Annotated in this window: 26 protein-coding genes; 16 read left to right on the top strand and 10 right to left on the bottom strand. The window is 70.7% G+C overall.

Annotated elements, in window-relative coordinates:
* Positions 1 to 154: 154 nt before the first annotated feature.
* Positions 155 to 358 carry a glycoside hydrolase family 15 protein gene (locus tag AB0L53_RS16240; RefSeq protein ID WP_363994560.1) on the bottom strand — a complete coding sequence of 68 codons (204 nt, stop codon included), beginning with the start codon at positions 356 to 358 and terminating at the stop codon, positions 155 to 157.
* Between the two features lie 349 nt (positions 359 to 707).
* Here AB0L53_RS16240 and AB0L53_RS16235 point away from each other — a divergent pair, with 349 nt between their 5' ends.
* Complete coding sequence (locus AB0L53_RS16235) at positions 708 to 1,130, top strand: hypothetical protein (protein WP_363993772.1); 423 nt, start codon at positions 708 to 710, stop codon at positions 1,128 to 1,130.
* A gap of 370 nt (positions 1,131 to 1,500) precedes the next feature.
* Here AB0L53_RS16235 and AB0L53_RS16230 read toward each other — a convergent pair whose 3' ends face one another.
* From AB0L53_RS16230 to AB0L53_RS16220, 3 genes are all read right to left on the bottom strand, one after another.
* Positions 1,501 to 1,872, bottom strand: coding sequence for a hypothetical protein (locus AB0L53_RS16230; protein WP_363993769.1), 372 nt, complete (start codon positions 1,870 to 1,872; stop codon positions 1,501 to 1,503).
* Positions 1,873 to 1,960: 88 nt separating this feature from the next.
* Complete coding sequence (locus AB0L53_RS16225) at positions 1,961 to 2,329, bottom strand: hypothetical protein (RefSeq protein ID WP_363993766.1); 369 nt, start codon at positions 2,327 to 2,329, stop codon at positions 1,961 to 1,963.
* Between the two features lie 385 nt (positions 2,330 to 2,714).
* Positions 2,715 to 3,323, bottom strand: a complete 609-nt coding sequence (locus AB0L53_RS16220) for a TetR/AcrR family transcriptional regulator (RefSeq protein ID WP_363993764.1) — start codon at positions 3,321 to 3,323, stop codon at positions 2,715 to 2,717.
* Between the two features lie 72 nt (positions 3,324 to 3,395).
* Between AB0L53_RS16220 and AB0L53_RS16215 the strand changes: the two genes are divergently transcribed.
* The 3 genes from AB0L53_RS16215 (at position 3,396) to AB0L53_RS16205 (ending at position 6,301) form a co-directional block, all read left to right on the top strand.
* Positions 3,396 to 4,880 carry an FAD-dependent monooxygenase gene (locus AB0L53_RS16215; RefSeq protein WP_363993761.1) on the top strand — a complete coding sequence of 495 codons (1,485 nt, stop codon included), beginning with the start codon at positions 3,396 to 3,398 and terminating at the stop codon, positions 4,878 to 4,880.
* 103 nt (positions 4,881 to 4,983) lie between these two features.
* Entirely contained in the window at positions 4,984 to 5,568 is a 585-nt protein-coding gene (locus AB0L53_RS16210) for a helix-turn-helix domain-containing protein (protein WP_358541065.1), read from the top strand.
* Between the two features lies 1 nt (position 5,569).
* Positions 5,570 to 6,301 carry an SRPBCC domain-containing protein gene (locus AB0L53_RS16205; protein WP_363993758.1) on the top strand — a complete coding sequence of 244 codons (732 nt, stop codon included), beginning with the start codon at positions 5,570 to 5,572 and terminating at the stop codon, positions 6,299 to 6,301.
* A 125-nt stretch (positions 6,302 to 6,426) separates the two neighbouring features.
* Here AB0L53_RS16205 and AB0L53_RS16200 read toward each other — a convergent pair whose 3' ends face one another.
* Entirely contained in the window at positions 6,427 to 7,914 is a 1,488-nt protein-coding gene (locus AB0L53_RS16200) for an FAD-dependent monooxygenase (RefSeq protein WP_363993755.1), read from the bottom strand.
* Positions 7,915 to 8,008: 94 nt separating this feature from the next.
* On the opposite strand from AB0L53_RS16200, the gene AB0L53_RS16195 reads away from it, so the two are divergent.
* Positions 8,009 to 8,656: a TetR family transcriptional regulator gene (locus AB0L53_RS16195; protein WP_363993752.1), complete on the top strand. Its 648-nt coding sequence runs from the start codon at positions 8,009 to 8,011 to the stop codon at positions 8,654 to 8,656.
* An 88-nt stretch (positions 8,657 to 8,744) separates the two neighbouring features.
* Here AB0L53_RS16195 and AB0L53_RS16190 read toward each other — a convergent pair whose 3' ends face one another.
* Positions 8,745 to 9,545 carry an aminoglycoside phosphotransferase family protein gene (locus AB0L53_RS16190; RefSeq protein ID WP_363993750.1) on the bottom strand — a complete coding sequence of 267 codons (801 nt, stop codon included), beginning with the start codon at positions 9,543 to 9,545 and terminating at the stop codon, positions 8,745 to 8,747.
* A gap of 299 nt (positions 9,546 to 9,844) precedes the next feature.
* Here AB0L53_RS16190 and AB0L53_RS16185 point away from each other — a divergent pair, with 299 nt between their 5' ends.
* Positions 9,845 to 10,597, top strand: coding sequence for a PIG-L family deacetylase (locus AB0L53_RS16185; protein ID WP_363993748.1), 753 nt, complete (start codon positions 9,845 to 9,847; stop codon positions 10,595 to 10,597).
* On the opposite strand, the gene AB0L53_RS16180 is transcribed toward AB0L53_RS16185, so the two are convergent.
* The 3 genes from AB0L53_RS16180 to AB0L53_RS16170 form a co-directional block, all read right to left on the bottom strand.
* Positions 10,581 to 11,408, bottom strand: a complete 828-nt coding sequence (locus AB0L53_RS16180; RefSeq protein ID WP_363993746.1) for a TetR/AcrR family transcriptional regulator — start codon at positions 11,406 to 11,408, stop codon at positions 10,581 to 10,583. The genes AB0L53_RS16185 and AB0L53_RS16180 overlap by 17 nt on opposite strands.
* A gap of 63 nt (positions 11,409 to 11,471) precedes the next feature.
* On the bottom strand, positions 11,472 to 11,696 hold the full coding sequence (locus tag AB0L53_RS16175) for a hypothetical protein (RefSeq protein WP_363993745.1): 225 nt from the start codon (positions 11,694 to 11,696) through the stop codon (positions 11,472 to 11,474).
* A 36-nt stretch (positions 11,697 to 11,732) separates the two neighbouring features.
* The gene (locus AB0L53_RS16170) at positions 11,733 to 12,320 is read right to left on the bottom strand and encodes a helix-turn-helix domain-containing protein (protein ID WP_363993743.1); all 588 of its coding nucleotides are present in this window, start codon (positions 12,318 to 12,320) and stop codon (positions 11,733 to 11,735) included.
* Between the two features lie 148 nt (positions 12,321 to 12,468).
* Between AB0L53_RS16170 and AB0L53_RS16165 the strand changes: the two genes are divergently transcribed.
* The 9 genes from AB0L53_RS16165 (at position 12,469) to AB0L53_RS16125 (ending at position 22,821) form a co-directional block, all read left to right on the top strand.
* A complete protein-coding gene (locus AB0L53_RS16165; RefSeq protein WP_363993741.1) occupies positions 12,469 to 12,990 on the top strand; it encodes a MarR family transcriptional regulator in 522 nt (173 codons plus the stop codon).
* A gap of 221 nt (positions 12,991 to 13,211) precedes the next feature.
* Positions 13,212 to 14,531: an NtaA/DmoA family FMN-dependent monooxygenase gene (locus AB0L53_RS16160; protein ID WP_363993739.1), complete on the top strand. Its 1,320-nt coding sequence runs from the start codon at positions 13,212 to 13,214 to the stop codon at positions 14,529 to 14,531.
* A 43-nt stretch (positions 14,532 to 14,574) separates the two neighbouring features.
* A complete protein-coding gene (locus AB0L53_RS16155; protein ID WP_363993737.1) occupies positions 14,575 to 15,729 on the top strand; it encodes an LLM class flavin-dependent oxidoreductase in 1,155 nt (384 codons plus the stop codon).
* Entirely contained in the window at positions 15,726 to 16,760 is a 1,035-nt protein-coding gene (locus tag AB0L53_RS16150; protein WP_363993735.1) for an LLM class flavin-dependent oxidoreductase, read from the top strand. Before AB0L53_RS16155 ends, AB0L53_RS16150 begins: the two co-directional genes overlap by 4 nt.
* A complete protein-coding gene (locus AB0L53_RS16145) occupies positions 16,757 to 17,908 on the top strand; it encodes an MsnO8 family LLM class oxidoreductase (RefSeq protein WP_363993733.1) in 1,152 nt (383 codons plus the stop codon). Before AB0L53_RS16150 ends, AB0L53_RS16145 begins: the two co-directional genes overlap by 4 nt.
* Complete coding sequence (locus AB0L53_RS16140) at positions 17,905 to 19,497, top strand: ABC transporter substrate-binding protein (protein WP_363993731.1); 1,593 nt, start codon at positions 17,905 to 17,907, stop codon at positions 19,495 to 19,497. Before AB0L53_RS16145 ends, AB0L53_RS16140 begins: the two co-directional genes overlap by 4 nt.
* Positions 19,494 to 20,399: an ABC transporter permease gene (locus tag AB0L53_RS16135; RefSeq protein ID WP_363993729.1), complete on the top strand. Its 906-nt coding sequence runs from the start codon at positions 19,494 to 19,496 to the stop codon at positions 20,397 to 20,399. The genes AB0L53_RS16140 and AB0L53_RS16135 overlap by 4 nt, the downstream gene beginning before the upstream one ends.
* A gap of 2 nt (positions 20,400 to 20,401) precedes the next feature.
* Positions 20,402 to 21,202 (top strand): ABC transporter permease, encoded by an 801-nt coding sequence (locus tag AB0L53_RS16130; protein WP_363993728.1) that lies wholly within the window; start codon positions 20,402 to 20,404, stop codon positions 21,200 to 21,202.
* A complete protein-coding gene (locus tag AB0L53_RS16125) occupies positions 21,199 to 22,821 on the top strand; it encodes an ABC transporter ATP-binding protein (RefSeq protein WP_363993726.1) in 1,623 nt (540 codons plus the stop codon). The genes AB0L53_RS16130 and AB0L53_RS16125 overlap by 4 nt, the downstream gene beginning before the upstream one ends.
* A 146-nt stretch (positions 22,822 to 22,967) precedes the next feature.
* Here AB0L53_RS16125 and AB0L53_RS16120 read toward each other — a convergent pair whose 3' ends face one another.
* Complete coding sequence (locus AB0L53_RS16120; protein ID WP_363993724.1) at positions 22,968 to 23,333, bottom strand: VOC family protein; 366 nt, start codon at positions 23,331 to 23,333, stop codon at positions 22,968 to 22,970.
* A 67-nt stretch (positions 23,334 to 23,400) separates the two neighbouring features.
* Here AB0L53_RS16120 and AB0L53_RS16115 point away from each other — a divergent pair, with 67 nt between their 5' ends.
* Positions 23,401 to 24,600, top strand: a complete 1,200-nt coding sequence (locus AB0L53_RS16115) for a DUF6596 domain-containing protein (RefSeq protein WP_363994557.1) — start codon at positions 23,401 to 23,403, stop codon at positions 24,598 to 24,600.
* The last annotated feature ends 11 nt before the right edge of the window (positions 24,601 to 24,611 follow it).

Raw genomic sequence — 24,611 nt, 5'->3', positions numbered from 1 at the left:
TTGGGGTTCCCATTGGAGAAGCCTCCGCCGCAGTCCATCGGTGCGCGCCCATCGCACGCGGCGTCTGGTGGATGTCGGCGCAGGGCCACTGGATAGCCGCAGGAAGCCAGGGTGGCACTGGACGATCTCGTCGGGTCCTTATTATGGAGGGTGGTCACCCAGTCGGCGGCTGTGTCGTGTCGCGGATGGCGCGGGCGGCGTTGATCAGGCCGATATGGCTGAAGGCTTGCGGGAAGTTCCCGATGGGTTCGCCTGTGGCGGAGTCGACCTCCTCGGCCAGCAGGCCGACGTCGTTGGCGTATGAGGCCGCGGTCTGGAACGCCTGCTTGGCCGGGGCGCTCTCGCCTGCGAGTGCCAGAGCGTGGGCGAGCCAGAAGGTGCCGTTCCGGCCGCTGAACTACCACGCCGCCCGGGCGATGTTCGTGCGGGCCAACAACCTGCTATTAACGCCATCCGCTGTCAGGGACGAACCGGGGTCCAATGGGATTGTCTGCCGCACGACCTGCCGCCCAAGAGCGCGACGTACTACTACTTCAGCTAGTGGCGTGATGACGGCGCTGACAAGACGGTCCACGACCTGCTGCGCTAGTTCACTGCGGTCGGCTTCAGGAATGAATGTCTTGCATAGTGAAAATCCTTAGTATGGGAACATAAAAGACCTGCCGTATCTTGATTGATATGGAGGTGATGCGGGAAGCCTATCTCATGTGACAGCCAAAGATCTAAGTCTAAGTGCGGCGGAAGTCTACTATATCAAGGCGCAAGTGCATGATTGTGAGCGACTTGGCCAGCAGAAACAAAGTATGGAAGCGCAAAATGCCGAAGCCGCAGTAGTTGCAGCAATTGAGAAGCGTATTAAGGCCGCATATGGTGACGGCCACGATGCAGGTGTTGGCCACATGGAGCGGTCATCTGAAGCGGCTCGGACCTTGGCTTTGTTCATTGTTCTTATAGCAGTGGCATCCATAACGGTGGTGGCCATGGTGAAGGAAGTGGATGTTCAGGATGTTTCGATCTACATTGCGCCGCTCACCGGCATAGCAGGAACTGTGGTGGGTTATTGGTTTGGCAGCCAGTCTGATCGGCGACCAACTCCCGCTCGCTTGTCATCCCAAGCAAACGAGATGTGACGTTCTTCTGCCGGCTGGCTGCGATCTTCCAGGCTCCAGTTTGCGAGAGAACTTGCTGAGTGTTTGAGAAGGGTTATCCCGGTCGGCCTTTCACCGCCGCGTCGGTCGGGACAGTGGGCGGGGTGTCGCGTGATCGCCGGTACGCCTTGTCGCTAACAAAGGGTACGGGCGAGTACATGTCTCCGGGATGTGACAATGCCTTCCTTGACTCCGGTGAGAACTTCCTTCGACGTCTCGTCACGTACCTACCTCCTCCAGATTTCTGTCAGCTCATGTAGCAAGCTGTCCGGAATCTGCTGGGTACCTCACGGTGGAATCGCGGGATCGTATCGGGGTGCGTCTCCAGGGGTGATGGTTGGCCTGGAGAAGATCATGACGTGCCTGTTTTGAGCAGGTCGCGCCAGTACTGCGACGGCTGCGGGCCGGTGGCGTCCTGGTACTTGCCGCGATACATGTCGACGGGGCCGGTGGCGACGAGGAACATGATCTGCCCGATCTTCATGTCCGAGTGGACGCGGAGAGGTCGTACTGGTGCGAGCATCAGGGTCCACTGGCCGTGGAAGCCGATGTTGCCGATCGGCGCAGTGATTTCGACGGCCAGGCCCAGCCGTCCAGCCGAGGAGTGGCCGAACAACAGCAGTACGAACGTGTCCGACCCGACCTTCTCCTGGGTGTGGCCCGGATACAGCTCATTGGGCTGCAGAGCCGGACCCCACCACAACGATCCAGAAAGGAGCCTCACCGGGCCCGTGGAACCCGGCGCCCCGCAGCGTCATGCGATGGCCCACCCCAACCGCACCGGGGACATTACGGGCAGACCGCGGAGCGACTCAGAGAACACAGCCCGCTGAAGAATCGAGGTTAGTCGTCAACAGCCGTGAAAGCGAACCAACCTGGGTGGTGCGGACGACACTCGCCCGCACTTCTTCCTGCAATCCCTTTACCGCCAACGCCTTTGTCTTCGCCGTCCCCGGATCAGCCGTCGGGCGCGTCGCATCCGCGGAAACAGATGACGAAAGACTGGTCGCGCCGCCCATCATCTGTTGCGGCGTTTCCGGCGTACCGCCTGCTGACGCCGTAGCGGCGGAACTCACCGAATCGGCGACCACCGGCAACGCCAAAGGCCCCGACACCATCACCCCCAGCGCGAAGATGATGCGGAAGCGTGTAGAACGAGACCAGGCCAGCAACCGACGCATACGCCGTCACACTCCGAAGCACGCGGGACGCCAGCGGCGCCCAACGAAGCTCCACCGCCAGCACGAGACCGCGTGCGGCTCGAAGCGCGACTGCCAAACGCACTGAGCGTAAGCTCCACATAAAATAGACACAAGATCTATTTATGCGATTAAATGTGACGGACTGCCACTTTTCGGGTGATCGCGTCTGCATGGCGGCACCCAAGCCCGCATGGCCGACAGAACGCGAAGAACATCGATGACGTCAAGGTTGGCGACGAGGTATGGGCCACCGACTCGCAGACCGGCAAAGCCGGCGACAGGAAGGTGATCGCCAGAGCTCAGCTCAGGCGATCATGTACCAAATTGTGTCCGAGGGCCGTTTCGTTCCGCTTTACGAGCGGGCTCAGGGCCGGTGGGCGCGGACGATGAGGTCGGCGGCTTCGGCGGCGATGGCGTGCCGTCGCGCCGGTGGCAGGGGCAGCATCCCGTACGCCGTCTCGACCCGCGCGTCGGTGATCACCAGGTGCAGGAACTGGCGGGCCGCCCTGACCGGATCCGGCACCCGCAGCCTGCCGTCACCGTCGCAGGCGCGCAGGTAGTCCACGACGTCGCTGTCCAGCGACGAGGAACTCGCCCGCCAGGTGCGCTGGAGCTCCGGATGGTGACCCACCTCCGCGATGGTCAGCCGGTGCAGCGCCGCCACCCGCGCCGACAGCGCGATGTCCAGTGTCCGCTCCCCGAGCACGGTCAGGTCCGCTCCCGGATCGCCGGTGAGGGCTACGGCCTGGCCCGGCGTGCCTCCCATCGCTGACCTTGCCTCCTGGACGGCGGCGAGGAAGAGCTGTTCCTTGTCGCCGAAGTGGCCGTAGACGGTCTGTTTGCCCACCCCCGCCGCCGCGGCGATCGCGTCGACGCTCGCGCGGGCGTAGCCCAGGTCGGTGAAAACCTGGATGGCGGCGCCGAGGATGGCCCGGCGCTTGGCCGGTGAGCGTCGCGGGCCGTGGTCGGCCATGGCTTGTCCCCACTTTCTCCGAATGGGTATTAGTCTACGAGACTAGACGGTCTAGTCTAGTTTGGAGGGCGTATGGACGCCGATGTTGTGGTGGTCGGAGCCGGACCTGTGGGTTTGCTGCTCGCCGCCGAGTTACGGCTGGCCGGGGTCACGCCGCTGGTGCTGGACCGGCTCGCCCGGCCGACGAGCGAGCCGAAGGCGCGCGGGATCGGGCCGCTGGCCGCGGAGGCGCTGCGGCGCCGCGGGCTGGGGGACGACCTGGCGAAGTTCCAGGAACAGGGTCTTGCCGACAAGGCACGCGACCACGGAAGCGAGAAAGGGCACTTCGCCCAGATCCACAAGATCGACTCCGACCTCCAGGAGGAACCCGAGCGGATCGGCGCGCTGATCTGGCAGCCGGACCTGGAACGGATCCTGGCCGAGCACCTCGCCTCGCTCGGCGTCGCGGTCCGGTGCGAACACGAGGTGACGGCCCTGGCCCAGGACGATTCCGGCGTCACCTTGACCGTACGGACGCCGGAGGGGGAGCGGCGCGTCCGCGCGGCGTACGTGGCGGGCTGCGACGGCGGCCGATCGACGGTACGGAAGCTGGCCGGGTTCGACTTCCCCGGCACCGCCCCCACGAGTGTCGTGCGGCGGCTGATCGGCGATATCTCGGGCATGGAGCTGCTGCCCGCGCCGGGCTGGCAGCCGACGGGGATGTTCATGAGCGCGCCCGGCATGGTGGCGACGGTCGAGCACGACGGCTTCCCCGAGGACCGCGAGGCGCCGCTGACCGGGGAGGAGATGCGCGACAGCCTGCTCAGGGTGACGGGCGTGGAGGTCGAGGTGACGGCGGTCCGCGACACGCTGCGCTTCACCGACGTCGCCCGTCAGGCGGCCACCTACCGGCTCGGCCGCGTCCTGCTCGCGGGCGACGCCGCCCACGTCCACTCTCCCAACGGCGGCCAAGGGCTGAACCTGGGGCTGATGGACGCGGTCAACCTGGGCTGGAAGCTGGCCGCCACGGTCACCGGGCGCGCGCCGGACGGCCTGCTCGACACCTACACCGCCGAACGTCACCCCGTAGGCGCCGCCGTCCTGCACAACACCCGCGCCCAGTCGGCGCTGCTGCGACCCGGCGCGCACGCGGCGGCCATGCGCGACATCGTGTCGGACCTGCTCGACCTGCCGGAGGTCAACCGCTACTTCGGGCGGCTGCTGAACGGGCTCGGCACCCGCTACGACCTCCCGTACCCGGCAACCCACCCCCTGGCCGGCCGCCCCTGCCCCGACCTGCGGCTCGCGCTGCCTTCCTGCGACAGCCGGACCCTCGCCGAACTCGCCACGTCGGGTCGGCCGCTGCTCGTCCACGCGCCGTCGCAGCCCGAGATCGCGCACGCGGCGGCACCCTGGCGAGGCGCACTGGATATCGTCGAAGCGACCGTCGAGGACCGTGACGGCCTGTCGGCCGCCTTCGTCCGCCCCGACGGCACGGTCGCCTGGGCATCCGGCCCCGGCCCGGCCGACACCACCACCCTGACGGCGGCCCTCCACGCTTGGCTGCCGCCCGCCTGACGCCTCAAGCGGCGTGACGTCCTCCGCTCGGCGGCCGGCATGGTCGACCGCCGAGCAACCAGAATTTCTTGACAACAACTTTTTTCGGTGTCATCGTCTCATCATGTACGAAGTGGCGGTGATCGAAGACCCCGCGGCGGCCGAGGCGTCGCTCGACCCGATGCGGTCGAAGCTGCTGGCCGAGCTGGTCGAGCCCGGCTCGGCCACGTCGCTGGCGGCCAGGGTCGGCCTGGCCAGGCAGAAGGTCAACTACCATCTGCGCACGCTGGAGCGGCACGGGCTGGTCGAGCTGGTGGAGGAGCGCAAGAAAGGTAACGTCACCGAGCGGGTGATGCAGGCCACGGCCGCCTCCTTCGTGATCTCCCCGGTCGCGCTGGCCGCGGTGCAGCCCGATCCCGAGAAGGCGCCCGATCGGCTGTCGGCCCGCTGGCTGCTCGCCGTCGCCGCTCAGCTCGTCCGTGACGTCGGAACGCTGATCACCGGCGCCACCGAGGCCCGCAAGCGGGTGGCGACGTTCGCGATCGACGGCGAGGTACGGTTCGCCTCGGCGGCCGACCGCGCGGCCTTCGCCGAGGAACTGGCCGACGCCGTGACCGCGCTGGTGAGCAAATACCACGACGAGACGGCCGAGAGCGGTCGCGACCACCGGTTGGTCGTCGCCGTGCACCCGTCGCTGAAGGAGCGGTGAAGTGGGACATTCCTTCGAGCTTCCCCAGGAGGCCGAGGTCGGGGCGACCCCCGAGGAGGTGTGGGCGGCCATCGCGACCGGCCCCGGCATCGACTCGTGGTTCATGGGCCGCAACGAGGTGGCCGACGGCGTGGTGCGCACCGCCTTCGGCCAGTACATCCCCGAATCCACCGTGACCGCCGAGGAGCCGCCCGCCCGGTTCGCGCACACCAGCGCGACGGCGGAGGACGGCCGGTTCGTCGCCTACGAGTTCCTCGTCGAGGGGCGTGACCAGGGCAGCACCACGCTGCGCATGGTGACCAGCGGCTTCCTGCCGGGCGACGACTGGGAGGCCGAGTTCGAGGCCATGTCCAGGGGGCTGGAGATGTTCTTCGCCACTCTGGTCGCCTACCTGACGCACTTCCGCGGCCGGACCGCCACGCCCGTCACCGAGTTCGGGCCGCCCGTCGCCGACTGGCCGCGCGCCTGGGAGATCCTCTACGGCGCGCTCGGCACCCCGGGCCACGCCAAGCCGGGCGACACCGTACGGTTCGCGCCCGCCGGGCTCGCCCCGATCGAAGGCGTCGTCTACTACGCCAACGCCCAGACGCTCGGTGTACGGACCCCGGACGCGCTCTACCGGTTCCTGCAGGGGTTCGGCGGCTCGATGGTCGCCGCGCACCACCTTTTCGCCGGCCCCGGCGACCAGGGTCCGGCCTGGCACGCCTGGCTCGATCATCTTTTCGCCGAGTGAAAGCCTGAACGAGGTCGCGGCCCACGTATGGGACCTGTCGCCGGGCGCCGCACTGGCCCCGCGCGGCGCGGGGAGGCGGCGCCCGGCGAGCGGAGTTCAGTCCACCTACTGCGGACGCGTGGCGCTCAGTCCAGTGCGGCCACGTGCTCGCCCAGCGCGGACGTCAGGGCCCGCTCGCAGGTGGCGGCGTCGTCGGCGGCCCAGCACACGTAGCCGTCGGGCCGCAGCAGCAGGGCCGCCGCGCCCAGGTCGTCCACGCACTTGGCCCGTACGAGATCGACCCGCGCGGGCAGCCGGAACTCGGCGGGGACGATCCCGGCCAGGTCGAGCAGGACCGCGTGCCCGGCGCCGAACAGCCCGGACAGCCGGGTCGACGTCGAGCCGACGAGCAGGTCGGCGTCCGGCACCCGCTGCCCGGCCAGCGGATGCTCGCCGCCGACGTCGTAGGCCAGCGACAGGCCGGACATCAGGCCCGCCATGTGGCGGTTGGCGTCCGGCAGCCGCAGCAGGTCGCTGAAGATCTCGCGCAGCGCGGCCACGTCCGCGCTGGGCCGAGGCGCGCTCAGTACGCGCTGCGCGGACGTGTGGTGCAGCACCTGGGCGGCCACCGGATGCCGTTCGGCCTGGTAGCGGTCCAGGAGGCCCTCGGGCGCCCGGCCCTGGAGGGTGGCGGCCAGCCGCCAGCCGAGGTTGATCGCGTCCTGCACGCCGAGGTTCAGGCCCTGCCCGCCGAACGGCGGGTGGATGTGCGCGGCGTCGCCCGCGAACAGCACGCGGCCCGCCCGGTAGTCCGCCAGTTGCCGCGTCGCGTCGGTGAAGCGCGAGGAGTTGTCCACCGCGCGCAGCACGGTCTCCTCGCCATAGACGGCCCGTAGCGCGGTGGCCACCTCCTCCTCCGTGACCGGCGCGTCGCGGCCGTAGTCTGCCTGCTCCTCGCTGCCGAACGTCAGCCGGTAACGCTCGCCACCGATGGGAACCAGCATCGCCCAGTAGCCGCCGCCCTCGCGGACCAGGCTGCTCATGTGGCCCAGCGCCGTGGGGACCGACGCCGACGTGGCGGACAGCCGGACGTCGGCCAGCACCGCCACGAACGTCCCGTCCCGGCCGGGGAACGGCATGCCCAGCAGCTTGCGTACGGTGCTCCGCCCGCCGTCGCACGCCACCAGGTAGTCGGCCCGGAACCGGCGCTCACCCACGCTCACCGTCACCCCGTCGGTGTCCTGCTCGACCGCAGTGACCCCGGCGTCGCGCAGGACGCGCGCGCCTAGGGCGGTCGCGGCCTCCTCCAGGACCTCCTCGATCTCCCACTGAGGAACCGCGATCGGGTACGGATGCCGGGTCCGCCACGGCTCGCAGTCCAGCGGCACCGGCAGAGCCGCGAAATGGCCGCCGATCGGTTCCCGTACCAGAGCCCGGCTCAGCAGCGGCTCCACCAGCCCGCGCAGCTCCAGCAGCTCCAGCGTGCGGGGCTGGACGGCGCCGCCCTTCATCTGCTCGATGCGCTGGGGCAGCTTCTCCAGCACGAGCGTGTCGACCCCGGCCAGTGCCAGCTCGTACGCCAGCATCAGGCCGGTCGGCCCGGCACCCGCGATGACCACCTCGAAGTCCTTCATGACCCGCCCTCTTCCCATGGTTCTCTCGTCTGAGTGCGAATATATACTCAGTGCAGAAAAAGTCCAAGTGCAGATTTCTGATAAGGTGACGAGCGTGACGAGCGAGCCCGGACTGCGCGAGCGCAAGAAGCAGCGGACACACGCCGCGATCTCCGAAGCGGCGATCGAGCTGTTCCTGCGGCACGGGTACGACCAGGTGTCGGTGGCCCAGGTGGCGGAGGCGGCCGAGGTGTCCAGGCGCACGCTGTTCGCCTACTTCCCGGCCAAGGAAGATCTCGTGGTGCAGCGGTTCGCCGACCACGAGACGGAGAGCGCCCGGGTGGTCGAGTCCCGCGCGGCGGACGTCACGCCGCTGGAGGCGCTGCGGGTGCACTACCTCGACGCGCTGGCCAGGCGTGATCCGGCCAGCGGGCTCAACGACATACCCGCGATCGTGGCGCTCTACCGGATGGTCTTCGAGACCTCGTCGCTGGCGGCCCGGATGCACCGGTTCCAGGCGGCGGCCGAGCAGGCACTCGCCGGTGCGCTGCGGGAGACGGCGGGCGTCGATGAGCTCAGCGCCCGCGTGGCGGCCGTCCAGATCCAGGCGGTCCACTGGACCCTCACGATTGACAACGCCATGCGGCTGGCGGGCGGCGAGAGCGCGGACGAGCGCTACCCGGGCGCGGTGAGCGACGCCGAGCGGGCATACGCCCTGCTGGCCAACGGGCTGGGCCACCTGGGCGCGCCGGACTCTCGGTGAACCGGGTGGCAGGTGGCCGCTGTTCGGTGAACTGGGTGGCGGTGTGGGGGTGGCTGCCGTTCGGTGAACGGCAGCCACCGTTGTTCGACTACGCAGTGAGGGCGTTCTCCAGGAGTGGCCGGTGGCGTAGCATCCACGCCGCCGCCCGCGCCTGCCAGGCCAGGGCCCACAGCGGGCCCGGGTCCGTACTCTCGGGCGTGATCCGCGACCTGACCGCCACGGACGCGCAGTCACGGATGGCGAATTCGATCATCCGCGTGACGAAGCCGTCGCGTTCGGCGGCGGACAGCCCGTAGCCGTCGAGGAAGCGGCGCAGCTGACCGGCGCGCGTCTCCGCGTCGGGCAGGCTCTGCCGTTCGGCGACGTCGTCGCCGTGCAACTGGGCGTTCCACCACGCGGCACCCGCCACGTCGTCCAGCCGGTCGATCGGACCGGCGCTGGTCCAGTCGATGTACGCGACCGGCCGGCCGTCGCGGGCCACCGTGTGCCACGGTCCCGTGTCCCGATGGCTGATGATCGCATCGGGCGCGGAGCTGTGGAACGGCCACCGCTGCCACACCGCGTCCGGCGGCGGCCGGAACCCGGCCGTCGCGTCGTGGAGTTCGCGCAGCAGGCGGCCCGCCTGCCACACGCCCTCGTCGGACCAGGCGTGCGGGTGGACGAAGTCGCCGTCGATGTAGGTCACGGCGTCTCGTCCCTCCTCGTCGTAACCGTCGCCGACCAGGCGTGGGCTCCCGGTGAAGCCCGCGTTCTCCAGGTGCAGCAGCAGCGCGTGGACGCTGTCCGTCCACGGTCCGGCCGGGCGCAGCACGACGTCGCCGTGCCGGACCACCGGCGTGGGATTGCCCTCGGCGCCCAGCAGGGGCTCGAAGGATGGTTGGGAAGACACTCTTGCTCCTCGTGATCGTGATGGAAGATCACTCCAACGCGAGGAGCCCGGTACGCGTCAGGCGACCTCTCGCGTCGAAGTGTGAGCCGAGATTTCGCCGAGGACCTTGGTGGCCATGTGCCACACCTCCTGTTGGATCGCGGGATACCGTCCCGGCCGACGCTGCCACAGCGGGGGAAGGCGGAGCAACGTATTTGTCTGCTGGCGAGGAGAAGCCCGGCGGGCGGGGCTTTTCGGGCCGTTACCGCTTTCGGGCCGGTATCGTCGTCAGGCGTCGGGCTGATGATCTAGGGGGATCCGTGACCGAGCCGAGCCTGCTGTGCGTGCACGCGCATCCTGACGACGAGGCGTTGTGGACCGGTGGAACGCTCGCCCGGTTCGCCGACGCGGGCGCCAGGACGGGCGTCGTCACCTGCACGTGGACCGAGGGCACGCGCCGGGTCGCCGAGCTGGCGCGCTCGCTGGAGATCCTCGGCGCGGGCCAGCCGCGACTGCTCGGGTACGCCGACGGCAATGCCGGGCTGTCGGCGCCGGGCGCCGCCCGCTTCGTCGACGCGCCGCTGGACGAGGCGGTCGGGCGGCTGGTCGGGCACATCCGAGACTTCCGGCCCGATGTGGTGATCACCTATGACGGGTACGGCGGTTACGGCCATCCGGATCATGTCCACACGCACCGGGTGACCCTGGCGGCCGTCGAAGCCGCCGGGTACGACCAGCTCTATCCCGCCGCCGGCCCGCCGTGGCGGCCGGGTGCGCTCTATCTGGTGACCCTGCCGCGGTCGATCGTACGGTCCGCCTGGGAGGACCTCTTCGGAGCCGCGCCCGGCGGCGACCAGACGCTGCCCGGGATACCCGACGACGAGGTCACCGCCACCGTGGACGTCCGGCCATGGGTGGAGCGCAAGTGGGCGGCGGTGCGGGCGCACGAGTCGGAGATCGAGCGCGGCGCCTCGATGGGGCTGCTGACCGCCCTGCCCGAGGCGACACGCGACCGGCTGCTCGCCACCGAGTGGTACACCGGCGGCGACCCGAAGCTCAGCCTGCTGGTCTGACGCCCGCCCGGTCGATGGCCGCCTCGATCCCGTCGAGGACCACGGTGAGCCCGGCGGCGAAGGCCGGTCGTGCCTTGTCTTCCAGGTATGTCGTGGCCTGCCCGGACTGCGGGGTTTCGCGGGGCGGCGGGGGAGGCGGGTCGTCGGTCTCGATCCAGGCGACCATCGGGAATCGTTCGGCGAAACCGGGGGCGACCTCTTCGAGCAGGGCCGATCGGGCGTACCACCACTCCTCGTCGGACACCCCGGTCGCCGCCGGCGCCTGCCGTGACTCCGCGACCGTCCTGGCCGCGCCCCGGACGAAATCGGTCAGCAGCGAGACGACGCCCCGCAGCGGACCGGCGCGCAGCCCGGTCGCGCGCAAGACGCCCACCATCGTCTCCATCATCACGAACTCGTTGGGCCCCAGCACCGGCCGCGCCTGCGACACCTGCAGGACCCACGGATGGCGTACGTAGAACGCCCGGACGTCCTCGGCCCACGAGGTCACGGCCGCCCGCCAGCCCGGTCCGAGGTCGTAGCCGGTGGGCAGTTCGGCCAGGGCGCGGTCGTGCATCAGGTCGATCAGCTCGCTCTTGCTGGGCACGTACGTGTAGAGGGCCATCGCCGTACGGCCGAGGCGTTCGCCCACCGCGCGCATGGACAGGGCCGCCATGCCCTGCTCGTCGGCGACCGCGATCGCGGTGTCCACGATCATGTCCACGCTCAGCCCCGGCTTGGGGCCGGGACCGGTGCGCGGGCCTGGTCCCGTCGCGCGCCACAGCAGGGCCATCGAGCGGCGCGCGTCTCCCTGGCCGGCGAAGACCACCACCTGACAACCCTCCCACGGACGCGATAATCCCTAACGCCATAATCTCCTTACGCCATAAGGATATCAGTGGTGATCACCGAAGCGCGGGACGGTGCCCGATGGCCGCCGGGGCAGGCTGATCAGGCGCAGGCCGGCCGACACCATGGTCCAGCCGAGCGCCGTCACGCCGGTCGCCCACCTGGGCGGGAGCTCGCGCCGGCAGTCTCGGAGCAGGCGCCGCCTGGTGGCCTCGGCTCGTAACTCGGCGGCTCTGTGGCGTTCGGTGTAGAGGTGCGTGTCGGCGTGCATGTGCCGACCTCCTGGAAGTCTCGGGGGCCATGACGCTCAGGCCCGGAACGGGAATCCGAAGAACTGCAGGGCGACGTGCTCGCGCCCCTCGGTGTCGCCCGCCGCCTCGGCGGCTTTGCCGCGCGCCCACCACTTCTCGACGACCGCGTCCATCTCTTGGCCGAGCAGTCGCAGCTCCTCGGCGGTGAGCGAGGCCAGGTATTCGCTGGCGAACGCGGCGCCGCGCCACTCGGCGGGCCAGGCGGGCTGCTCGTCGAGGTAGCGCTGGTACATCTCGCCCTGGATCCGGGAGGCCACACGGGACAGGGCGGTGCGGGCGGCGACGATCTCCGGGCCCTCCTCCGGGGACGGGGCCCTGGCGCTGACGTGGTGCGAGGCGACCTGCCACCAGCGCTCCCTGCCGTCGCCGGTCTGTGGCGCGGCCTCCTCGATGAGGCCGTGCGCGGCGAGTTTGCGCAGGTGGTAGCTGACCAGGGAGACGGCCTCGTCGACCTGGTCGGCCAGCTGGGAGGCGGTGGCCGTGTCCGCCACGATCAAGGCCCGGTAGAGCTTCAACCGCAGTGGGTGCGTGAACGCCTTGAGCTCGTCGAGATCGCTGAGGCGGCGGGTCTCATGCGTGGCCATGACTCCACCATAGAAGCGAAAGAAAAGTTGCGCAAATAAAGTTGCGCATATCCAAGCCATCGCCCAAAGGGCCGTGGGTGGTTCGGGGGCCCACTGCACCGTGATGGGTTCGGGGGCCGACCATCGCGGGCCGAATAGGATCGAGCGCATGAACGGCGCGCCTGAAGAGCAGGCATCTGACCAGTCACGGGACGCGATCGACGTGATTCTGGAGCAGTGGCGCCGTGAGCGGCCGGATCTGGATCTGTCGGCCATGGCGGTGTTCGGCCGGATCGCGATGGTGGCGCGGGTCGCGGAGGCGGCGGTCGAGCAGGTGTTCGCGCGTCACGGGCTGCGCCAAGGGGAGTTCGACGTGCTGTCCGCGCTGCGCAGGGGCGGGCCCCCGTACACCCTGATCCCGTCGGAGCTGTCGGCGACGCTGATGATGTCGCGGGCCGGCATGACCAACCGCCTCGACCGGCTGGAGGCGGCGGGAATGGTCGAGCGGAGTCTCGACCCGGCCGACCGGCGCAGCTTCCGCATCGCGCTCACCGAGGAGGGGCGGCGGGTCATCGACGTCGCGCTCACCGAGCACGCCGCCAACCTGGCCCGGCTGGCCGCCGGCCTGCCGCCGGACGACGCGACCGAGCTCACCCGCATCCTGCGCGGCCTGCTGAACCCACCCGGCTAAAGCCGTCGCGGCCGCGCCCGGATAAAGCCGCCTGTCGGCCCCGCGCGATCGGGCGGTACGCGGATCCGGGGCCTGTTCTGAAGCGACGGCCCGGCCCGTCTTCGCCACTCGTCTGGAGTTCCCTCGTGGCCATTGACATAAAAACCCTCTTTTCCTACTGTTTGTGTAGGCATTCAAGGAGGCGCGATGTCCCACTCCACTCACCCGAACCTCCGCGACCAGTGACGCGCAAGCGGATCCACCTCGCGGCCCACTTCCCCGGCGTGAACAACACCACGGTCTGGGCCGACCCCCGCTCCGGCAGCCAGATCGACTTCGCCTCGTTCGCCCACCTGGCCAGGACGGCAGAGCGGGGCAAGTTCGACTTCTTCTTCCTGGCCGAAGGGCTGCGGCTGCGCGAGCTCAAAGGCCGTATCCACGACCTCGACGTGGTCGGCCGCCCCGAGGCGCTCACCGTGCTGAGCGCGCTGGCCGCCGTCACCGAGCGCCTCGGGCTCGCGGGCACCGTCAACGCCACCTTCAACGAGCCGTACGAACTGGCCAGGCGCCTGTCCACGCTGGACCACCTCAGCGACGGCCGGGCCGCCTGGAACGTGGTGACCACCTCCGACGCCTTCACCGGCGAGAACTTCCGGCGTGGCGGCTACCTCGACCGCGCCGACCGCTACACCCGCGCCGCCGAGTTCGTCCGCCTCTCGCGCGAGCTCTGGGACTCCTGGCAGCCGGGCGCGCACCTCGCCGACAAGAGCCAAGCCCAGTTCGTCCGCCCCGCCGCCATCGGAACCGTCCACCACGAGGGTCCGCACTTCACCGTCGAAGGGCAGTTCACCCTGCCGCGCGGCCCTCAGGGGCACCCCGTCATCATCCAGGCCGGGGACTCCGACGAGGGCAGGGAGTTCGCCGCCGCCACGGCCGATGTGATCTTCAGCCGCCACGGCACGCTGGAGGACGGCCGGGCCTTCTACGCCGATGTCAAAGGCCGCCTGGCGCGCTACCACCGCGAGCCGGACCAGCTGAAGATCATGCCCGCGGCCACGTACGCGCTGGGTGACACCGAGGAGGAGGCCGCCGAGAACGCGGCCGCCATTCGCCGCCAGCAGGTCGGCCCGCAGACCGCGACCGCCTTCATCGAGCAGGTGTGGGGTCGTGACATGTCGGCCTACGACCCGGACGGGCCGCTGCCGGACGTCGAGCCCGACCTGTCGGAGGGCGTCTCGCAGGGGCGGGTGCCGTTCGGCGACCGGGCGGCGGTGGCCGCGAAATGGCGGGCGCTGGCCGAGGAGAAGAAGCTGACGATCCGCGAGCTGGTGATCGAGGTGACCGGGCGGCAGACGTTCGTCGGGACTCCGGCGGGCGTGGCCCGCCAGATCGACGAGCACGTCCAGGCGGACGCGGCGGACGGGTTCATCCTGGTGCCGCATCTGACGCCCGGCGGGCTCGACGAGTTCGTGGACCGCGTGGTGCCGCTGCTGCAGGAACGCGGCGCCTTCCGTACCGACTACACCGGCACCACGCTGCGCGAGCACCTGGAGCTGTCGTGACAGCGAGCACCGTGACCATGCCCACCAGAAGGATGGTGCCCTAGTGACCCTGCATATCGCCGTCGCGCTGGCCGGCGCCGGCTGGCATCCCGCCGCCTGGCGCGAGGCGTCCGCGCAACCTGAGGCGATCTTCTCGGCCCGCTACTGGGCGGCGCTGGTGGCCGAGGCCGAGCGGGGGCTGCTCGACTTCGTCACGATCGAGGACTCGCTCAGCCTCCAGTCGACCCTGCCGGACGGGCCCGACGCGCGGGCCGACCAGGTACGCGGGCGCTTCGACGCGGTACTGCTGGCCGCCCGGCTGGCGCCGCTCACCAGCCGGATCGGGCTGGTACCGACGGCCACGACCACGCACACCGAGCCGTTCCACGTGGCTATCGGCATCGCCACGCTCGACCACGTCAGCGGCGGGCGAGCCGGGTGGCGGCCGCAGATCTCGGCCAGAAGCACCGAGGCGGCGCATTTCGGGCGCCGCCCGTTCCCCCGGCTGGACGGGCCCGTCTCGATCGATGACGAGCACGTCCGGGCGTTGTTCGAGGAGGCCGCCGACGCGGTCGAGGTCGTACGGCGGCTCTGGGACAGCTGGGAGGACGACGCGGAGATCCGCGACCTGCCGACCGGCCGCTTCATCGACCGGGACAAGCTTCACTACATCGACTTCGCCGGGCGGTTCTTCTCGGTGCGCGGGCCGTCGATCACGCCTCGGCCGCCGCAGGGCCAGCCGGTGGTCACGGCGCTCGCCCACGCGCGCTTGCCGTACGAGTTCGCCGCGGGCGGCGCCGACGTCGTGTACGTCACGCCGCACTCCGCCGACCAGGCGCGCGGCATCGTCGAGGAGGTCAGGAAGCTGTCGGCGGAGCTGCGGGTCTTCGCCGACCTGGTGGTGTTCCTGGGCGACGACGCGGCCGAGCGCAAGGCCCGCCTCGACCAGCTCGACGGGGCCGAGCTGCGTTCCGACGCCGCGATCTTCACCGGCACACCGGAGGAGCTGGCGGAGCTGCTGCTCCAGTGGCGGCGGGCCGGGATCGAGGGGTTCCGGCTGCGCCCCGGCGCGCTGCCGTACGACCTGGAGGCGATCACCCGAGGGCTGACGGCGGAGCTGCGCGGGCGTGGGGCGTTCAGGCGCTCGTACGAGGCCACGACGCTGCGCGGGCTGCTCGGCCTGCCGCGCCCGGCCAGCCGCTATGCGGAGGTGTCATGAAATTTCTGGCCATCACGTTAATCGTCCATAACGACAAGCGGTCGCACACAGAGCGGTTTCGCGAGGTCGTCGACAACGCGGTGCTGGCCGAGGAGCTGGGCTTCGACGGGTTCGGGGTGGGGGAGCGGCACGAGCGGCCGTTCATCTCCTCCTCGCCACCGGTGGTGCTGAGTCACATCGCGGCCAAGACGTCCAGGATCCGGCTGTTCACCGCGGTCACCACGCTGAGCCTGCTCGATCCCGTACGCGCCTTCGAGGACTACGCCACGCTCGACCACCTCTCGGACGGCAGGCTGGAGCTGATCATCGGCAAGGGGAACGGGGCGGCGCAGGCCCAGCTCTTCCACGTCACCGCCGAGGACCAGTGGGACCGCAACCGCGAAGGGTACGACCTGTTCCGCCGCCTCTGGCGGGAGGACAAGGTCACCTGGTCGGGCCGGTTCCGTCCCGCGCTGACCGAGGCCGAGACCTGGCCCCGGCCGCTCCAGCGGCCGATCAGGATCTGGCACGGCAGCGCCACGAGCAAGGAGTCGGTGGACCTGGCCGCCTACTACGGCGACCCGCTGTTCTCCGCGAACGTCACCAACCCCATCGAGCCGTACGCCGACCTGATCGACTACTACCGCAAGCAATGGGTCCGTTACGGGCACGACCCGGCCGACGCGCTGGTCGGGGCGGGGACGGCGGGCTACTACGCGGCCCGCACCTCGCAGGAGGCGATCGAGACCTACCGGCCGATCTTCGACGCCCGGCTGGCGCTGTTCGCCAAGCTCGGGATCGATCCGGTCTTCGCCACGCTGGAGGACGCCATCGAACGCAGTTCGATCCTGGTCGGCAGCCCGCAGCAGATCATCGACAAAGTGCTGCGCTATCACCAGCGGTTCGGGCACGAGGTCATGCACCTGCACGCCGACGCCGACGGGCTCACGACCAAGCAGCACCGGGACGCGCTGGAGCTGTTCCAGGCGGAGATCGCGCCCGTACTGCGCCAGGAGATCCCCAGCAGGCCGTTCCCCGGAGGTGCCGCGTGACGCTGTCCATCCTCGACCTCGCCCCCATCCCCTCCGGCGGCACCGCGCGTGACGCCCTGCTCAACACCCTCGACCTGGCCCGGCGGGCCGAATCGTTCGGCTATCGCCGCTACTGGCTGGCCGAGCACCATTTCGCCCCCGGTGTGGCCAGCTCGGCCCCGGCCGTGCTCATCGGCCTGGTGGCGGCGGCCACCGGCCGGATCAGGGTCGGATCGGGAGCCGTGCAGCTCGGGCATCAGACGCCGCTGTCGGTGGTGGAGCAGTTCGGGCTGATCGACGCGCTGTATCCGGGCCGGATCGACCTCGGCATCGGCCGCTCCGGCCAACGCCGCGCCGAACTCACCGCCGAGGCCGCCCCGGCGAAGCCCTCCCGTGGCGATCCCGCGCCACCGGCCTCCGCCGGCGCCGCGCCCGGCGGGGAGGCGGCGGGGCGGGTGGTCGACGGGCTGCTCATTCCGCCGCCGTTCGACTGGTCCAGGCTCGCCGCGCACCCGCAGCTCGCCTTCCACGCCTCGCTGCTCCAGCAGCCCGGCGCTCAGACGCCCGACTTCGCCGAGCAGATCGACGACGTCATCGCGTTCCTGACCGGCGACCACCAAGCGCACGCCGTGCCCGGCGAGGGGGCGGAGGTGGAGCTGTGGATCCTCGGCAGCAGCGGCGGCCAGAGCGCCCAGGTGGCGGGCGAACGCGGGCTGCCGTTCGCGGCCAACTACCACGTCAGCCCGTCCAGCGTGCTCGAAGCCGTCGAGGGCTACCGGAAGGCGTTCAAACCGTCGAAGGCCCTGGCCGAGCCCTACGTGATCGTGTCGGCCGACGTCGTCGTGGCCGACGACGACGCGACCGCGCGGGAGCTGGCCAAGCCGTACGGGCTGTGGGTACGCAGCATCAGGACCGGGGCGGGCGCCAGGACGTACCCGACACCCGAGGAAGCCGACGCGCACTTCTGGAGCGCCGAGGACCTGGCGCTGGTGAAGGACCGGATCGACACGCGGTTCGTCGGCACGCCGGGCGCCGTTGCCGAGCAGTTGCGCGTGCTGCGGCGGGTGACGGGCGCCGACGAGCTGCTGGTCACGACCATCACCCACGACCACGCTGCCCGCGTACGCTCCTACGAGCTGCTGGCCGACGCCTGGGACGGCCGCGCATGAAGCGGACCCTGGTCGTCCTCATGCTCGCCCTGGCCGCCTGCGGCTCCCAGCCGTCCGCCCAGCAGGCCCAGAGCACCACCCTGACCTGGGCGATCGAGACGCAGCCCATCACCCTGAACCCGCAGCAGTGGGCGCAGAACAAGGTCAGGCTGCTGGTGTTCAACCAGTTCGACGCGCTGCTGTCCCGCAGTCGCGACGGCTCGTTCCAGCCGTGGCTGGCGAAGGCGTGGAAGGTCTCGCCCGACGGGCTGGCCTACACCTTCGAGCTGCGCGACGACGTGACCTTCCACGACGGCACGAAGTTCGACGCGGCGGCGGTCAAGGCCAACCTGGAGCAGTTCCTGGTGCCGGGCTACAACGCGGCCGTGGCGGCGATCCAGCTGGCCGCCTTCGACAAGGCCGAGGTGGTGTCGCCCACCACGGTGAAGGTCACGCTCAAGAAGCCGGACGGGCTGTTCCTCGACTTCCTGGCCTCGCCGTACGGCGGGCAGGTCTCGCCCAAGTCGCTGAAGACGGCCAAGAACCTCAAGTTCGGCGGCCCCGACCTGGTGGGCACCGGGCCATTCATCCTCGATCGGTACGTACAGGGCCAGGAGCTCCACTACCACCGCAACCCCGCCTACAAGTGGGCGCCGCCGAGCGCCGGGCACCAGGGGCCCGCCTACCTCTCCGAGATCACCTACCGCTTCCTGCCCGAGGCCGCGGTCCGCGTCGGCGCGCTCACCTCCGGTCAGGTGCAGGTCATCGAGGGCGTCCCCGCCACCGACGTGAGCCTGATCAAGAAGGAGCACGCCTTCCAGACCGCGCTCAACTCGGGCACCTCCTTCATCTACTACTTCAACGTCTCGCACGCCCCCTTCGACGACCAGCGCGTACGGCAGGCCTTCCGCGAGGCCGTGGACGTCGACGCCGTCCTCGCCTCCGTCTACCAGGGCACCGCCACCAGGGCGTGGAGCATCGTCGGCAAGGCGAGCCCGTTCTACGACCCGTCGCTGGAGCACACCTTCGGCGGCGACACCGCCAAGGCCAACGCGCTGCTCGACGAGGCCGGCTGGCGGCAGCGCGACAGCGAGGGCTTCAGGGTCAAGGACGGCAAGCGGCTCACCGTACGCAGCGTCTCCGCGGCGCCGTACGTCAGGGACCGCCGTGACATCCTCGCCCAGGCCATCCAGGCCCAGGTCAAGCAGAGCGCGGGCATCGACTTCCAGGTGAAGATCGTCGACCAGGGAACGGCGCAGAAGGCCGTGGACGAGAACCAGTACGAGATCTTTGAGAACTCCCGCGGCGACTCCGACGTCGGCGCCGCGCTCAACCTCATCCTGCCGAGCAAGGGGGCCATCAACCGCACCCACTTCTCCGACCCCCAAGTGGACAAGTGGCTGACCCAGGCGTCCACCACCGCCGACCAGGCACTCCGCAAGGACCTCTACACCCGGGTGCAGCGCGCCGTGGTGACCGAGAAGGCCGTCGCCTTCCCGATCTACGTGCCCGCCGACCAGCTGGCCGCCCAGAACGGCGTGCGCGGCCTCGGCTTCGACCCGGGCTCGGGCACGCCGCGCAACGCCTACGACGTCCAGGCCGACACATGATCAAACGTCTGGGCACCGGGCTGGCCGTGCTCTGGGCCGCCGCCACCTCCTCCTACGTCGCGCTGCTCCTGGCCCCGGGCGACACCATCGACATCCTGATCGGCGACGGCGCCGACACCCCGGAGATCCGGGCCAGGATCGTCGCCGAATGGGGGCTCGACCGTCCCGAGGTGGTCCAATACCTGTCCTACCTGTGGCGGCTGCTGCACGGCGACCTCGGTCGTTCGTACCAGCTCCAGCGCGGCGTCGGCGAGATCCTCGCCACCCAGATCGGCCCGACGCTCCAGCTCACGCTCGCCGCCGCGGCGACCGGAGTGTCGCTCGCCGGGGTAATCGCGCTGGCCACCGCGGGCCGGGGCCGCTGGTCGCGCGGCGCGGCCTCGGCCGCCGAGCTGGTGTCGGTCTCGGTGCCGCCGTTCCTCATCGGGATCGTGCTGCTGTCGGTGTTCTCGTTCACGTTCGGCTGGTTCCCGGTCTCCGGCGCCTCGGGGCCGCAGGCGCTCGTCCTGCCCGCGCTGGCGCTCGGCCTGCCGATCGCCGGCGTGCTCGGGCAGGTGCTGCGCGGCGGGCTCGAACGCGCGCTGGAGCAGCCGTTCGCGGTCACGGCCAGGGCACGCGGCCTGACCGAGCGGGCCCTGGTCGCCAGGCACGCGCTCAGGCACGCGCTGATCCCGGCCGTGACGCTGGCCGGGTGGTTCACCGGCACGCTGCTCGGCGGGACGGTGATCACCGAGGTGCTGTTCGGCCGCCCGGGGCTCGGCCAGGTCGCGATGCAGGCGGTCACCGGGCGGGACATGCCGGTGGTGATGGCCGTGGTGCTGCTGTCGGCGATCGCGTACGTGACCATCAGCACGCTGCTCGACCTGGCCTACCGCGCCATCGACCCCAGGATCGGGGGCTGAGCGTGCCGGCCAGGACCCTCGTACCCGTCGCCTTCCTGATCCTGCTGGCGCTGGCCGTCGCCGTGCCCGGCCTGCTCACCGGCGTGGACCCGCTGTCGGCCGACCCGCTGCGCGCGCTGACCCCGCCCGGCGGCGCGCACTGGTTCGGCAGCGACCACCTCGGCAGGGACGTGCTGTCCAGGGTTGTGCACGGCGCCCGGCACTCCCTCAGCATCGGCGTCTCGGCCACCGCCGTGGCCGTCACCTCCGGCATCCTGCTCGGCCTGGCCGCCGGGCTGTCGCCCAAATGGCTGGACGAGGCGCTGGCCCGCTCGTTCGACGTGCTGTCGACCCTGCCCGAACTGCTGCTGGCGCTGCTCGTCATCGCGATCACCGGCCCCGGCACCGGGAGCGTGATCTTCGCGATCGCCGTCGCGCAGATCCCCAACTACGCCCGGGTGATCCGGGCCCAGACCTTCGTGGTCCGCTACGCCGGGTACGTCGAACAGGCCGTGACCTTCGGCCGCTCCCGCGCGGCCATCACCGCCCAGCACGTGCTGCCGAACGTGCTGGGCCCGATCCCGGTGCTGGCCACCATCGGGCTCGGCCAGGCCGTCATCGGCGCGTCGGGGCTCAGCTTCCTCGGCATGGGACCCCAGCCGCCGGCCGCCGAGTGGGGCGCCATGCTCGCCGAGGCCCGCAACTACCTGCGCGTCGCCTGGTGGGAGGCGCTGTTCCCGGGCGTCGCGATCACCTTGACCGTCGTCTGCCTGACCGTGCTGGGGCGGCGGCTGCAGCGCCGCTTCGAGGGAAGGACGCCATGACCACGTTCCAGGAAGAGGACGCGGCGCCCGGCCGCGCGCCCGGCTCGGACCTCCCGCTGGTGGCCGTGGCGGATCTGCGGGTGAGCTTCGGCGGGACCGAGGTGGTGCGCGGTGTCTCGCTGTCGGTCGCGGCGGGGGAGTGCGTGGCGATCGTCGGCGAGTCCGGCTCCGGCAAGAGCGTCACCGCCCGGTCGCTGCTCGGTCTGGCCGGGCCGGGTTCCCGGGTCGAGGCCCGTACGTTCGACCTGTCCGGCAGGGATGCCCGGAACTTCCGCCCGGCCGACTGGCGGCGGCTGCGCGGCGGGTTCGCCGGGCTGGTGCTGCAGGACGCGCTGGTCTCGCTCGATCCGCTGCGTACCGTGGCCGCCGAGATCGGCGAGGTGCTGGCCGTACACGAGGTCGTTCCCCGCGCCCGGCGCCCGGAACGGGTGCTGGAGCTGCTCGACGCGGTCGGCGTCCCCGACCCGGCCGCCCGCGCCCGCCAGCACCCGCACCAGCTGTCCGGCGGGCTGCGGCAGCGGGTGCTGATCGCCTCGGCCATCGCCGCCGAACCCAAGCTGATCATCGCGGACGAGCCCACCACCGCGCTCGACGTCACCGTGCAGGCCCAGATCCTGCGGCTGCTCGCCGAGCGCAAGGCCACCGGGACGGCACTGCTGCTGATCAGCCACGACCTCGCCGTGGTCGCCTCGATCGCCGACCGGATCCTGGTCATGAAGGACGGCCGGGTGGTCGAGGAGGGGCCCGTCCGGAGCGTGCTGTCGGCGCCCGCGCACGACTACACCCGCTCGCTGCTCGCCGCCGTCCCCTCCGCCGCCTCCAGGGGCACCCGCCTGTCGGGCGGCCCGCCGCTCCCGCGCCGCGCCCCGAACCCGTCCGCGCAGGTCCTCGCCGCCACCGCCCTGACCAGGTCGTACGGACCGCGCCGGGTCGTCGACGACGTCTCCTTCACCCTGCACGAAGGCGAGACGCTCGGCATCGTCGGCGAGTCCGGCTCCGGCAAGACCACGCTCGCCAGGCTCGTCCTCGGCCTGCTCGAACCCGAGACGGGACGGGTGAGCCTGCACCAGCGGCAGTGGAGCGGGCTGCCGGAACGCCAGCGGCGCCCCATGCGGCAGCGCGTCCAGCTCATCTCCCAGAACCCGCTCGACTCCTTCGACCCCCGCCACACCGTCGGCCGCCTGGTCACCGAGCCGCTCGCCCTGCCCCGCCGCGAACGCCGGGCGCGGGCACTGGACCTGCTGGAGCGCGTCGGCCTGCCCGCCGCGTACGCCGCCCGCCACCCCAGAGAGCTGTCCGGCGGCCAGCGCCAGCGCGTCGCCATCGCCAGGGCCCTCGCCCCCCACCCCGACGTGCTCGTCTGCGACGAGCCCGTCTCGGCGCTCGACGTCTCCATCCAGGCCCAGGTGCTCGACCTGCTGGCCGAGATCCAGGCCGAGTACGGCACCGCCCTGCTGTTCATCTCCCACGACCTGGGCGTCGTCCACCACGTGAGCGACCGGGTGCTCGTCATGAAGGACGGCCGGGTGGTGGAGGAGGGCGCGGTCGAGCAGGTGTTCCAGCGGCCCCGGCACCCCTACACCCGCGCCCTGGTGGACGCCGTGCCCCGCCTCGGTTAGAGGTCGCCGCGCTGGAGATCCGGCGCGCGCACCCCGGCCTGCCGGTGCTGGTCCTGTCGCAGTACGTGGAGAAGGTGTACGCCAGGGGCCGACGGCGGTCATCGCCGGGTGCTGGCCGTACCGGCGTACCTGAACAGTTCGTGAGCTCAGTCCAGCTGGATCACCGACAGCCAGTTGCCCGCCGGGTCCTTGAACCAGGCGATCAGCGGCCCGCTCACCCGGTTGACGCCCTTGTCGTCGGTGCCCTCCAGCCGCTCGAAGACGACCCCGCGCGCCACCAGCTCGTCCACCGCCTTGTCGATGTCGCTGACCGGGAAGTTGAGTATCGTGAACGTCGCCGGCGTGTGATCCTCCTTCGGGTAGACGATCGTGTCGCGGTCGCCCGCGATGTGCAGCGTGAGGATCCCGTGGGCCTCGGAGACGGGCAGGCCGAGTGTCTCGCCGTAGAACCGCTTGGCGGCCGGGATGTCGTCGGTGGAGAAGCCGCTGAAGGCTCTGGTGTTCTCGAACATGATGGTTTCCTTCCGTCATGGGGGACGTAGAACCCGGGCCGCCGAATTCGACACGTTTCGAGGGGGAATTTTGGAAGGGCTGCTGCGAGAGCTGGCGCCGCAGGTCCTCGGCGCGGTCGTCCGGCGCTACGGCGACTTCGACCTGTGCGAGGACGCCGTGCAGGAGGCCTTGCTCGCGGCCGCCGTACAGTGGCCCGACGAAGGTGTGCCCGCCAATCCCAAGGGCTGGCTGATCACCGTCGCCGCCCGCAGGCGGATCGAGCTGTGGCGCAGCGAGTCCGCCCGGCGGCGCAGGGAGGAGTCCGCCGCCGCCCTGGCACCGCCGGAGCCGGATCCCTCGCCCGCCGTGGACGACACGCTCACACTTCTGCTGCTCTGCTGTCATCCCGCGCTCACCACGGTCTCCCAGGTGGCGCTGACACTGCGCGCCGTCGGCGGGCTGAGCACCGCCGAGATCGCCCGCGCACTGCTGGTGCCCGAGCCGACCGTGGCGCAGCGCATCAGCCGCGCCAAGCAGCGCATCAAGAGCAGCGGCGCCGAGTTCACGCTGCCACCCGAGGCCGAGCAGGCCGAGCGGCTGGCCGCGGTGCTGCACGTGCTGTATCTGATCTTCAACGAGGGCTACACCGCCAGCTCCGGCGGTAGGTTGCACCGCGTGGAGCTGTCCAGCGAGGCCATTCGCCTGACCCGGCAGCTCCACGACCGCCTGCCCGGCGACGGTGAGGTGGCCGCGCTGCTCGCCCTGATGCTGCTCACCGACGCCCGCCGCCCGGCCCGCACCCGGCCCGACGGCGGGCTGGTGCCGCTGGCCGAGCAGGACCGCGACAAATGGGACGCCGAGGCCATCGCCGAAGGCGTCCAGCTGATCACCGAGACGCTGGCCGCCGCGCCGCTCGGCCCCTACCAGGTGCAGGCGGCCATCGCGGCCGTGCACGACGAGGCGCCGCGGGCCGAGGACACCGACTGGCGGCAGATCCTCGCCCTGTACGACCTGCTCGACGGCATCGCGCCGGGGCCCATGGTCACGCTCAACCGGATCGTCGCCGTCGCCATGGTCCACGGGCCGCAGGCTGGGCTGGAGGGGCTGGCGAAGGCGGAGACCGATCCGGCGCTCACCGGGCATCACCGGGTGCTGGCCGTACACGCGCATCTGCTGGACCTCGCGGGCGACCGGGAGGCGGCGCGCACCCAGTACGAGCTGGCCGCCCGCCGCACCCTCAGCCTCCCCGAGCAGCGCTACTTGGAGTCGCGCGCCGCCCAGCTCTGACCGACCTCGCC

It is taken from the genome of Nonomuraea sp. NPDC052129, assembly GCF_040680095.1.
Classification (GTDB): Bacteria; Actinomycetota; Actinomycetes; order Streptosporangiales; family Streptosporangiaceae; genus Nonomuraea.
This window is presented reverse-complemented; position numbering and strand designations above follow the sequence as displayed.

Coding starts and splice junctions, on each gene's coding strand:
- AB0L53_RS16225 (WP_363993766.1), bottom strand. CDS start 2,329: ATGCGTCGGTTGCTGGCCTGGTCTCGTTCTACACGCTTCCGCATCATC.
- AB0L53_RS16220 (WP_363993764.1), bottom strand. CDS start 3,323: ATGGCCGACCACGGCCCGCGACGCTCACCGGCCAAGCGCCGGGCCATC.
- AB0L53_RS16215 (WP_363993761.1), top strand. CDS start 3,396: ATGGACGCCGATGTTGTGGTGGTCGGAGCCGGACCTGTGGGTTTGCTG.
- AB0L53_RS16210 (WP_358541065.1), top strand. CDS start 4,984: ATGTACGAAGTGGCGGTGATCGAAGACCCCGCGGCGGCCGAGGCGTCG.
- AB0L53_RS16200 (WP_363993755.1), bottom strand. CDS start 7,914: ATGAAGGACTTCGAGGTGGTCATCGCGGGTGCCGGGCCGACCGGCCTG.
- AB0L53_RS16175 (WP_363993745.1), bottom strand. CDS start 11,696: ATGCACGCCGACACGCACCTCTACACCGAACGCCACAGAGCCGCCGAG.
- AB0L53_RS16170 (WP_363993743.1), bottom strand. CDS start 12,320: ATGGCCACGCATGAGACCCGCCGCCTCAGCGATCTCGACGAGCTCAAG.
- AB0L53_RS16165 (WP_363993741.1), top strand. CDS start 12,469: ATGAACGGCGCGCCTGAAGAGCAGGCATCTGACCAGTCACGGGACGCG.
- AB0L53_RS16150 (WP_363993735.1), top strand. CDS start 15,726: ATGAAATTTCTGGCCATCACGTTAATCGTCCATAACGACAAGCGGTCG.
- AB0L53_RS16140 (WP_363993731.1), top strand. CDS start 17,905: ATGAAGCGGACCCTGGTCGTCCTCATGCTCGCCCTGGCCGCCTGCGGC.
- AB0L53_RS16135 (WP_363993729.1), top strand. CDS start 19,494: ATGATCAAACGTCTGGGCACCGGGCTGGCCGTGCTCTGGGCCGCCGCC.
- AB0L53_RS16125 (WP_363993726.1), top strand. CDS start 21,199: ATGACCACGTTCCAGGAAGAGGACGCGGCGCCCGGCCGCGCGCCCGGC.
- AB0L53_RS16120 (WP_363993724.1), bottom strand. CDS start 23,333: ATGTTCGAGAACACCAGAGCCTTCAGCGGCTTCTCCACCGACGACATC.